The 10,228-nt window shown below is 55.2% G+C and carries 10 protein-coding genes; 2 read left to right on the forward strand and 8 right to left on the reverse strand.

The genetic code is table 11. From position 1 onward, the window contains the following. Positions 1–380: 380 nt before the first annotated feature. The 6 genes from nikE to J2Z70_RS03260 all read right to left on the reverse strand — a co-directional run bounded on the left by nikE (position 381) and on the right by J2Z70_RS03260 (position 6,121). The gene (nikE, locus tag J2Z70_RS03235) at positions 381–1,217 is read right to left on the reverse strand and encodes a nickel import ATP-binding protein NikE (protein ID WP_209869353.1); all 837 of its coding nucleotides are present in this window, start codon (positions 1,215–1,217) and stop codon (positions 381–383) included. Between the two features lie 20 nt (positions 1,218–1,237). Continuing rightward, the gene (locus tag J2Z70_RS03240) at positions 1,238–2,062 is read right to left on the reverse strand and encodes an ABC transporter ATP-binding protein (RefSeq protein WP_209869226.1); all 825 of its coding nucleotides are present in this window, start codon (positions 2,060–2,062) and stop codon (positions 1,238–1,240) included. A gap of 19 nt (positions 2,063–2,081) precedes the next feature. After that, the gene (gene nikC, locus J2Z70_RS03245) at positions 2,082–2,912 is read right to left on the reverse strand and encodes a nickel ABC transporter permease subunit NikC (protein ID WP_209869228.1); all 831 of its coding nucleotides are present in this window, start codon (positions 2,910–2,912) and stop codon (positions 2,082–2,084) included. Then, positions 2,909–3,856, reverse strand: a complete 948-nt coding sequence (gene nikB / locus J2Z70_RS03250) for a nickel ABC transporter permease (protein ID WP_209869233.1) — start codon at positions 3,854–3,856, stop codon at positions 2,909–2,911. Before nikB ends, nikC begins: the two co-directional genes overlap by 4 nt. A 22-nt stretch (positions 3,857–3,878) precedes the next feature. Further along, positions 3,879–5,498: a nickel ABC transporter substrate-binding protein gene (gene nikA, locus J2Z70_RS03255; protein WP_209869235.1), complete on the reverse strand. Its 1,620-nt coding sequence runs from the start codon at positions 5,496–5,498 to the stop codon at positions 3,879–3,881. A 263-nt stretch (positions 5,499–5,761) separates the two neighbouring features. After that, entirely contained in the window at positions 5,762–6,121 is a 360-nt protein-coding gene (locus J2Z70_RS03260) for an ArsR/SmtB family transcription factor (protein WP_209869238.1), read from the reverse strand. Between the two features lie 141 nt (positions 6,122–6,262). Here J2Z70_RS03260 and J2Z70_RS03265 point away from each other — a divergent pair, with 141 nt between their 5' ends. Then, positions 6,263–7,675, forward strand: coding sequence for an MFS transporter (locus tag J2Z70_RS03265; RefSeq protein WP_245367922.1), 1,413 nt, complete (start codon positions 6,263–6,265; stop codon positions 7,673–7,675). An 89-nt stretch (positions 7,676–7,764) separates the two neighbouring features. On the opposite strand, the gene J2Z70_RS03270 is transcribed toward J2Z70_RS03265, so the two are convergent. Continuing rightward, complete coding sequence (locus tag J2Z70_RS03270; RefSeq protein ID WP_063829067.1) at positions 7,765–7,932, reverse strand: CxxH/CxxC protein; 168 nt, start codon at positions 7,930–7,932, stop codon at positions 7,765–7,767. Between the two features lie 102 nt (positions 7,933–8,034). Then, a complete protein-coding gene (locus J2Z70_RS03275) occupies positions 8,035–9,831 on the reverse strand; it encodes a M3 family oligoendopeptidase (protein ID WP_209869242.1) in 1,797 nt (598 codons plus the stop codon). A gap of 180 nt (positions 9,832–10,011) precedes the next feature. Between J2Z70_RS03275 and J2Z70_RS03280 the strand changes: the two genes are divergently transcribed. Then, positions 10,012–10,228 (forward strand): hypothetical protein (locus J2Z70_RS03280; protein ID WP_209869246.1); only part of this gene is annotated, 217 nt, incomplete at its 3' end.

A 10,228-nucleotide genomic window follows, 5' to 3' on the forward strand; every position in this document is an offset into this window, starting at 1 on the left:
ATGTATGCTGTTTTTGACATACATTCGGGCTATGCGACTGCGAGCCTGCACAATGTATGCTGTTTTTGATATACATTCAGGCCATGCGCCCGCATGTGAGCAGAATGTATACTGTTTTTGATATACATTCAGGCTATGCACTACCCAAGCCAGCACGATGTATACTGTTCCTCACATGCATACTGCCTTTACTGGTGAAATCAAGGTACACTCCTGCTCCCGGGGATCCTTCAGCCACATTCAGCAACTAAGTCATTGGACGAATCCTTCTAATTAGAATGATAATGTATAGCGTGCAGCATATAAATTCTATATTTGAACAAAAAAATGAGCAAAAGGCAAGACCGTAGTCTCCTCTGTTGCTCACCGGATTTGGATTCTTATTGTGCAGAGTCTCCTGACAGATCCGACAGACCGGGCAGCTCCCTGTGCCGGTTCCTCGGATGCTCCGCAAGCATGGAATCGAGTAAGCCCCGAACCGCAGGATGAGAGGACTGCAGGAACTGCTCCTTGCTGTCGTTATATTCCACGATCTTGCCCTGATCCATGACAGCCAGTGCGTCTGAGATCATACAGGCGGCCTTAATATCATGGGTGATGAACAGATAAGACAGGCCGAACGCAGCCCGCAGCTCCCCCAGCAGCCGCAAAATTTTCGCCCCATTAATCATATCCAGACTACTAACCGCCTCGTCCAATACGATGAGCTTCGGCTTCAGCGCAATCGCCCTGGCGATATTGATCCGCTGCAGCTGTCCTCCGCTGAACTGGTAGGGCTGCTTCTGCATGTCTTCCGCGCTTAGTCCGACACACTCCAGCAGCTCACCTACCGCCCGCTTCTGCTCCTGAACGCTCAAGGACTCGTAATTGGACAGCGGCTCACCAATAATCTGCTCTGCTGTCATCCGGGGGTTCACGGCAGAATAACAATCCTGGAAGACCACCTGCAGATCGCGGCGGATGGTCCTGCGCGCCTGCGGGCTCAGCTTATACAGATCCTGTCCCTGAATCAGAACTTGGCCCGCGCGGGGCGGCTCCAGCCCGAGAATAACCCGGCCCAGTGTGCTTTTACCGGCTCCGCTTGATCCCAGCAGCCCCAGGCAGGTTCCCTCCTCTATATGAAGAGACACGCCGGACAACACATTATCCTGCTTCGCAGGACGCCTCCACCGGCGGGATGCAGCATAGGTATGGGTAACTTCCCTGACCTCAAGCATGTATTCTGCCGCTATTCCAGTCATAGCTGGCCCCCTAACTGCGGACTAAGCTGAAGCAGAGGCCTTGCTGCCAGCAGCTCCCGGGTGTATTCATGCCGGGGATGATCGAATAATTCGAATACATCGGCGGTCTCAACAATCCGCCCGTGCTGCATAACCGCAACTTCATCAGCCAGCTCCGCAATGACGCCGAGATCATGGGAGATCAGCAGAATAGCAGTCCCATGCTCCTGCCGCATCCGGTCCAGCTGCCGCAGCACCTGGAGCTGATTGGTCACATCCAGAGCCGTAGTAGGCTCATCGGCAATGATCACGGAGGGCTTCAGGCACAGGGTGAGCGCCAGCATCACCCGCTGGAGCATCCCGCCGCTCAGCTCATACGGATACTTTCCCAGCAGCGCTGCGGGATCGGGCAGATTCACATCAGCCAGGGAGCGGATCGCGCAGGCTCTGGCTTCTTTTTTTCCCAGCTTCACATGTGTACGGATCGACTCCACGAATTGCACGCCGATGGTGTACACCGGAGAGAAGGCTGTCATCGGATTCTGCATAATCAGGGCAAGACTACTGCCGCGAAGCCTGCGCATGTCCTTCTCCGGAAGTCCGTTCAGCTCACGGGTATGCAGCCGGATACTGCCTTCGATCACACTCGTCTGCCGGTCCAGCATCTGGAGGAGCGCCAGCGATGTTACGGTTTTTCCGCTGCCGCTGCCTCCCACAAGACCCAGCACACGCCCCGGCTTCAGCTCCAGGTTAACATCCTCTATGAGGGTCAGATATCCTGCCGCTGTCTCCACAGATACCTTCAGATCCTTCACCTGCAGCACATATTCCGCTTGTTCCATGATTCGCTCATACCTTCTTTCAGGAGCCTCGTTTGATCCCGTACCGTTCAGACAGCGCCTCGCCCAGCAGATTAAACGAAGCTACAACCATAATAATCATCAGGCCCGGATAGAGCATCAGCTCGGGATGATTGCGGATGAAGGATTTCCCTTCATTCAGCATCGCCCCCCATTCCGGTGTAGGCGCCTGGACGCCCAGGCCCAGGAAGGACATCGCCGAGATATCCATAATCGCCCAGCCCATCTCAAGCGTCCCAATCACCACAATCGACGGCAGAATATTGGGAATAAGGTGCCTGCTCATGATCTGCCAGGGGGAAGAGCCGCTGATCCGCGCTGCCGTAATGAAATTCCGCTCCTTCAGGCTGACAATCATATTCCGGAACATCCGGGCGAAGTACACCCACTGCACCAGCATCAGAGCAATAACCAATTGAGACAGGCCCGGCCCCAGGATCCCGATCAGACCGAAGACCAGAATCATACTGGGAAAAGACATAATGCCATCGCACAACCGCATCAGTGCAGCATCCAGCCACCCGCCGCTGTACCCCGAAACCACTCCTGCGAGCAATCCCACCCCTAAGGAAGCGGCAAAAATAAGCGAGGCAAAGCCCAGCGAGATCCGTGTTCCATACAGCAGCCTGGATAGATTGTCCCGGCCCAGCTGATCTGTCCCCAGCAGATATTCCCACGAGGGCGGACTGAGCTTCGCTGCCAGGTTCACCCGTATCGGGTCATGCGGTGAGATCCACGGGGCCAACAGGCCAGCAAGACCAAACAGGATCAGCAGGCTGCCGCAGATCATGATCACTCTCTTGCCTTTGAAACGGCTGCTTAAGTTATTCATCCTTGGCTGGCCCTCCCTTTACGCGCAATTCGCGGGTCCAGGAACAGCTGCAGCAGATCGGCTATCAGATTGCTCCCGGCAATCACACAGACCGAGAGCATGACATAGCATTGAATCACCGGAATGTCACGGTTAATAATCGCTTCAATAAAGTACCGGCCGAAGCCCGGCCAGGAGAATACCTGCTCTACGATAATCGCCCCTGTCAGCAGCTTCCCCAGATTGATGCCCAGTCCTGTAATGAGCGGTGCTATGGCAATTCTCAGCACGTATTTATACAGAATCACACGTTCCTTAATCCCTCTAGCCCGGGCATACCGGACATAAGCCTCCTTCAGCTCCTCCAGGACGGTCGTCCGCAGCAGGCGCGCGTAGATGGCAATCAGCCAGAGTGCCAGGGTAATAGACGGAAGAATCAGGTGCTGCACAGACCCTCTGCCCTCCACAGGCAGCCATTCCAGCTTAACCGAGATGAAGAACATCAGCAGATAGCCGATCCAGAAGACCGGAACACAAGCGCCGATATAGGCGAATACCCGGATCACATGATCTAACAGCCGGTTTTTGTAAATCGCCGCTAGCACCCCAAGCGGGATGCTAACCACCAGCGCCAGCACGATACTGGCGGACGCAAGCTGAAGCGTTGCGGGCAGCTTCTGGGCAACCTCTCCCCATACGGGCATATTGGACAGGTAGGAATGGCCGAAATCCAGCCGGAGCAGCCGGCCCAACGATTGAACATATTGCGTCAATAGCGGCTGGTCCAGCCCGAATTCATGCCGCTTGGCGGCCAGCACTTCATCATCCGGCTGGATATGGGCCGCTGCCAGATAGGCTTCAGCCGGGTCCACCGGCCCCACCCGGATCATCACGAACATCAGCAATGAGGAGAACAGAATGATGGGGATGATCGCCAGCACTCTTTTTCCGATATATACGCCCACTTAGAACCCTCCTGCGTGACTACTACTTCTTCTCAATACCATGAAGCGGGTATTCATCCCGGTTGGACGGGAACTTGAATTCAGCCACATTGTCCCGGTACACTGCCATCTGCTTGATGTAGGAGATCGGAAGGATCGAAGACTGCTCCTGCAGCGTAGTGAGCACAGAGCCGAACAGCCCGGTACGGGCTTTGTCATCTGTGGTAGCCATACCTTCCTTAATCTTCTTGTCGATCTCAGCCTTCATCGGCAAGGCCGCCAGAGTATCCGAGACCCCGTAGCCCGGCTGTACAACGGCAGTCATGAAGGAATGCGGGTCATACGGCGCACCAAACGTCGAGTAGAAATTCATGTCGAACTCATTGGCCTTTCTGCGCTGGATGTAGACGGTCAGCTCGACGCCGGTGATTTTCAGATTCACACCGATCCCCGCCCATTCAGCTTGCAGAGTCTCCGCCATGGACTTCATCGTCAGATCCGCCTTGTCATACATCAGCTCCAGCTCAAGCTTCTGTCCATCCTTCTCCCGTACGCCCCCACCTGAAGGCAGCTTCCAGCCCGCTTCATTCAGCAGCGCATTCGCCTGCTCCACATCATATTTTACCGGGCTCACCTTGATATTGGCATAAGGCAGATTCGGCGGCAGGATATTGTCCGCCTTCTCCTCCAGTCCCAGCGTTACCCCTTCGACCATCGCTTCCTTATTGAAGCCCATGCTAAGTGCCTGACGGACCTTAAGATCAGCGAGCTTCGCGTTCATGGTATTCAGCACCAGATTGCGGGTTGCGATCGGCTCAGACAGCTTAGTGACGTACTTCCCGGTGCTCTCAAGCTCCTTGTAAGCGTCATAGCTGATGAGACCTTCGCCGTAGATCAGGTCCAGATCGCCTTTTTCAAAAGACAGCACACGGGTCTCCGCATCCGGGATCACCTTCACCACCACCTTGTCCACCTTCGGCTTCTCGCCCCAGTAGTAAGGATTCGGTGTAAAGGTTGCCGATTCATCCTTCTTATACTCGCTTAGCACCCAAGGTCCGGTTCCAATCGGGCTACGAATGCCCTTGGACGTATCGCCATCCTCGGGGAAGCCCGCCTCGCCAAGGAAGCGTACCGGCCGCACCACCGCAAGATCGTACAGTGCCGGATAATACGACTCTGTCAGCGTGAGCCGGAACGTAGTGTCATCAACCGCTTCTGTCTTCTCAATCAGCGGGATCATGCCCAGCCATGTGTGCAGCTTCTTATTATGTAAGACCGCATCTATATTCTTCTTCACCAGCTGTGCGGTAAAAGCCGTTCCGTCCGAGAACTTGACGTTGCTGCGGATCTTGAACGTGTATACCTTGCCATCCTGCGACAGTGTCCAGGATTCAGCCAGAGCCGGAACAAGCTTCCCGTCCTGATAACTGACAAGCGGCTCATAGATCATAGACTGGGCTAACAGCTGGGACGGATTATATAAATGCGGATTCATCGGTCCGATATCCCGGGGCCACGCCATTGTAAGGGTCTTCGCAGCTTGCGCGTCTCCGGCAGCCGATGATTTCTCCGTAGTATTCGATGAACAGCCTGCAGCGACCATGGATATAACCAATAATACGAGCAGGCCTTGCAGCAGTCTCTTACCTTTAGATGCGAACATAGCGTTGACTTCCTCTTTTCTAATCGAGAATGATTATCATTACAATTTAAAATGTTACTGCACCTGACACAATTCTGTCAATGGTAACGGTTGTATGCTCTGTACATACAAGTGGAAACGGCTTTGCCGTCCTTTTAAAGGACGGTACCGTTTCGGCGAGAAATAGAAGGATAATGTATAGCGTGAAACATATACATTCTTATATTTTCAAAAAACCACCCCAGAATCTGGAGTGGCGATGATGTCATACAGTATATGATTGTTTATCCCTGCTCTTGCCCTTCCTCTTCCGGCTCCCCGAATCCCTCATCCGGCCCGGGTCTGACGTAAGCATGCAATACGGAATCCAGCAGTCCGGGGAACCGCTCGTCCAGATCTTCCGTCCGCAGGGACAGAATGCGCTGGGTACCCTGCACCCGGGTATGAATGACACCCGCTTCGCGCAGCGTCCGGGCATGGTGGGTCAGCGTGGACTTGGCAATCGGCACCTTGAAGCTGTTGCAGGATTGCGGGCCGTGGTTACAGATCTCCGACACTACATATAGACGGATCGGGTCGCTAAGCGCATAGAGCACCGAGGCGAGCTGAATGTCCTTGCGGTCCGGATGATGGAGCTGCTTCATGAATAAGACTCCTTCAGAGTATATATTAGTACTTCTTTTCACGATGATTTCCTAATTGCATTTTACATTAGCGCATGCTATATTTCAATAGTTCGTAAGTAATCGAACAATACAATAAAAGAATGAAGGAGTGGCTTTCTCATGACCTCATCACCTGCTTCTGAGGGCGATCAAGAGCATTCAATGGCTGCTCCGCAAGCGGCTCTTCCACGGGAAGGACTGTTAACTCTGCTATTCAGCGTTGCTGTCGTCCTCGTTATTATGAACACAGCGATGTTCAATCTGGCCCTGCCTGATGTAACCGAGACCTTCGGCATCACCGCAGCGTCCGCCTCCTGGATTGTAACCGGGTATTCCATCATGTTCTCTATTGCCTCCATCACATACAGCCGGCTCTCGGACTTCCTGCCGATCCGCCGGCTGCTGGTTATCGGGCTGCTCACCTTAGGGCTTGCTGCTGTGGCCGGATTCTTCAGCACCAGCTTCATTTTCCTGCTGATTGTGCGTATTCTGCAAGCCTCGGGGGCAGGCGCCGTGATGTCGCTGTCCCTTGTCCTGTTCACCCGCTACATTCCGCAGGCCCGGCGCGGCAAAGCCATGGCGACGATTATGTCGGCCGTCTCCCTGGGACTGGGTCTGGGTCCGGTAGCCGGCGGCTCCATTGTGGAATACCTCGGCTGGACCTGGCTGTTCGCAGTCACTGCAGCTATTCTGCTGCTGGTGCCGCTGTTCCTGATCCTGCTGCCCAAGGAAGTTCCGGCTCGCGGCTCATTCGACGTTCTGGGCGGGATCTTCCTCGGCGTGGGTACCACCGGTCTGCTCCTGTTCCTGACCAGCGGACTGTGGATCGCGCTGATCGCCGGCATCGCCGCGATTGCCTTATTTGTAGGGCGTATCCGCACGACCCCTGATCCATTCGTACTGCCAGCGTTGTTCAGCAACCGGCCATATCTGGTACTGGCGCTGATCGGGGTTGCCTCCTACCTGTGCAGCTTCGCTACCCTGTTCCTGCTGCCACAGATTCTGACTCACCGCTTCGGCTTCAGCGCCAGCCATGCCGGGCTTGTCATCTTCCCGGGCTCACTGCTGGCCATCTTCGTCTCCCGCCTGGTCGGACGGATGATTGACCGCTACGGCAACACCGGAATTCTGCGCTTCGCACCACTGCTAGTTCTGGCCGCCACCGTATTGTTCGCCCTATTCGCCGGACAATCCTGGATCGCCGTTATGCTCGTCTATATGATTATGAGCCTGTCATTCACTGTACTGTCGAGCAGTGTATCGAATGAAATCTCGCGTATCCTGCCTGCTTCGCAGATCGGCTCCGGGATGGGGCTCTTCCAGCTGCTGCAGTTCTTCAGCGGTGCCTTCAGCGTCGCGATGGCCGCCAGCGCCCTGGAATGGCAGCGCAGCCTGCCGCTTCAGGCCGCTTACTCCAACATCTACTGGGGATTGTCAGTTGCAGCAATCGTGGCGATCGGCTCCGCCTTCATCTACCTGCGGAGCAGTCAGCGCAGCCCGCTGGCCGAGATGGCGAAAGCCGCAGACTGCTAAATCCGCAACTGCACCATTCGCGCATACGCCGCACGCCAAAACACCCTGCAGCCTTCACGGCCACAGGGTGTTTCTTATTCCAACCGTCCTCAGACGACCAGATATTCCGCATTTCGTTCACATTCCGCACATTTCGCCGGCGGGTCCCAGTCCGAGAACTCCGTCTCCTTCAGATCGACTACATCTGGTGCATCCTCGTACTCGTCCACAAATTTGTCGATGGCCAGCTCTACGTGTTCCTTACAGACTACATACATTCAATCAAGCATCCCTTTCTGTGCCGCTGCGGCGTAGACTTATACTACTGTTCTACCACACTTCCCTGCAAAAAGGAACCTCACGCAGCGCAAAATACACTCTTATTCCCGCCCCGCAAACTTCCGGACATCCCCGGCAATGAATCCGAGCGCCTCCTGCCAGAAATCCAGGGAATGCACATCAATATCCATCAGCTTCGCAGCGTCTGCGATGCTCCGGGTACTGGTCGCTGAGAGGAACTGTTCATAACGGCTCACGAATGCCTGTCCCTGCTTTTGGTACTGGGCATACAGCCCCTTGGAGAACAGCAGCCCGAAGGAATACGGGAAGTTCAGGAACTCATTGCCTGCCATATAATACCCGGCCTTGCTAATCCACTGGTAAGGGTGAATGGACCCGGGCAGCACACTATCCCCGTAAGCGGCAGCCATCGACTCCAGCATCAATGCGTTCAGCTCCTCTAATGGGAGGGGACCGGATAACCGGCGGGCATAGAGCGCGCTCTCGAAGCAGTACCTGGCATAGAAATCGACAATATAATACCCCGCATCCGAGAGACTACGTTCCAGGATCGCATCCGCTTCCTCCGCAGGCAGCGAGTTCAGGAGTTCAACATGAATCAGACTCTCGCAAAAAATCGACGCCGTCTCCGCAATCGGCACCGGATAATCCATGTTAACCATCGTATGTCCCGCGAGGCGGCTGGTATGATATGCATGCCCAATCTCGTGAGCCAGCACACTCACATCTATATATTGACCGTGGAAGCTTGTTATGATCCGGCTCTCTCCAATCGGGACGATATCGACACACATCCCGAAATTGCCTTTCCCGCTGCGCGGCTCGGCATCAATCCAGCGCTCCCCGAACACCTTGCGGGCGAACCCGCCCAGCTCGGGGCTGAATCTGCTGAACCCCGCGATAATCATCGCCTGGGCCTCAGCATAGGTGACGCGGATTGAAGATTCCGTGCCAATGGGCGCAAAAACATCCCAGAACGGCAGCTGTCCCCCCGAATGCCCCAGCCGCCCAGCCTTCTCGGCATAATACTCCCGGAAGACCGGCAGGCTCTCCCGGATGGCCTGAAGCATCACCTCCAGTGTCTCCTCATCCATCCGCGCTGCTTCCAGCACCTTATGCAGCGGGGAAGCATAGCCCCTCAGCTCATAGATGGCTGCCGCCTCACCGGAGACAGCATTGATACAGGCGGCGCTCTGCTCCGCTACGCTGCGGCAAGCCTCATGCTCTGCTTCAGCCGCCGCCCGCCGTACCGCAGGATCGGGGTCGTAGACCAGATTCCGCAGCTCCGCCAGTGTCACACTGCGGGTCACTCCGGCCAGCTCCAGATCGGTCCGCAGTGTAGACAGCGTCTGCATGTACAGCCGCTCCCACGCTTTGGAGCCTGTATTCTGCATCCGGGCAATCACCGCTTCGCCTTCTGCGCTGAGCATATGCTGCGATTTCCCCTGTAATCCGCGCAGATAGAAGCTATGCTGCTCCAGATAAGCGCTGAAACGGAGACTCCGCTCCAGTTCATCCGCGCTTACCCCTGCCAGCCATTTGCTGAAGCGGACCAGAGCTTCACCCGCCCCGCTGGTCACCTCTTCCAGCTCGTCCATCAGATTGACGGCTTCCTCACACTGGCTGTCCGCACTGAATCGCAGCTCCGCGTAGCTGAACAGACGCAAATATAGCTGTTGATACGCATTATATTGTTTAAGGAACTTTTCCATCAGTTCTGCAGGAGCCTGCCCGCTAACGGGCTGCGAGGCCGACCATGTATTCAGCTCCCCGGCAAGGCTCTCCACCTGCCGGCGGTCCTGCTGAAATCCCCCCGACTCGAACGAGGGATAGATCCGGTCCAGATTCCATGTTAATTCGCATGTTGTTGATTCCATTGATTAATCTCTCCTTATTTATAATCGCAGGAGCCCTCCGTTATCACATGCTTCCACCCCGTTCTAATTGAACCTGACAGGATCATCCAGTTAAGTGTACCTTAATTTCCCGGGTTTGTCCTATTCACCGGACATGGACACGATTACATCCGGCCAGAACACCCAGCACTTTCGCCCAATGTGATCGGTTTTCCGATTACATCCCGCCCGAACACCCAGCACTCGCCCAATATGATCGGTTTTCCGATTATATCCCGCCCCAACACCCAGCACTCGCCCAATGTGATCGGTTTTCCGATTACATCCCGCCCCAACACCCAGCACTCGCCCAATGTGATCGGTTTTCCGATTACATCCCGCCCCAACACCCAGCACTCGCCCAATGTGATCGGTTTTC

Source organism: Paenibacillus silagei (genome assembly GCF_017874735.1).
Lineage (GTDB): Bacteria > Bacillota > Bacilli > Paenibacillales > Paenibacillaceae > Paenibacillus_AQ > Paenibacillus_AQ silagei.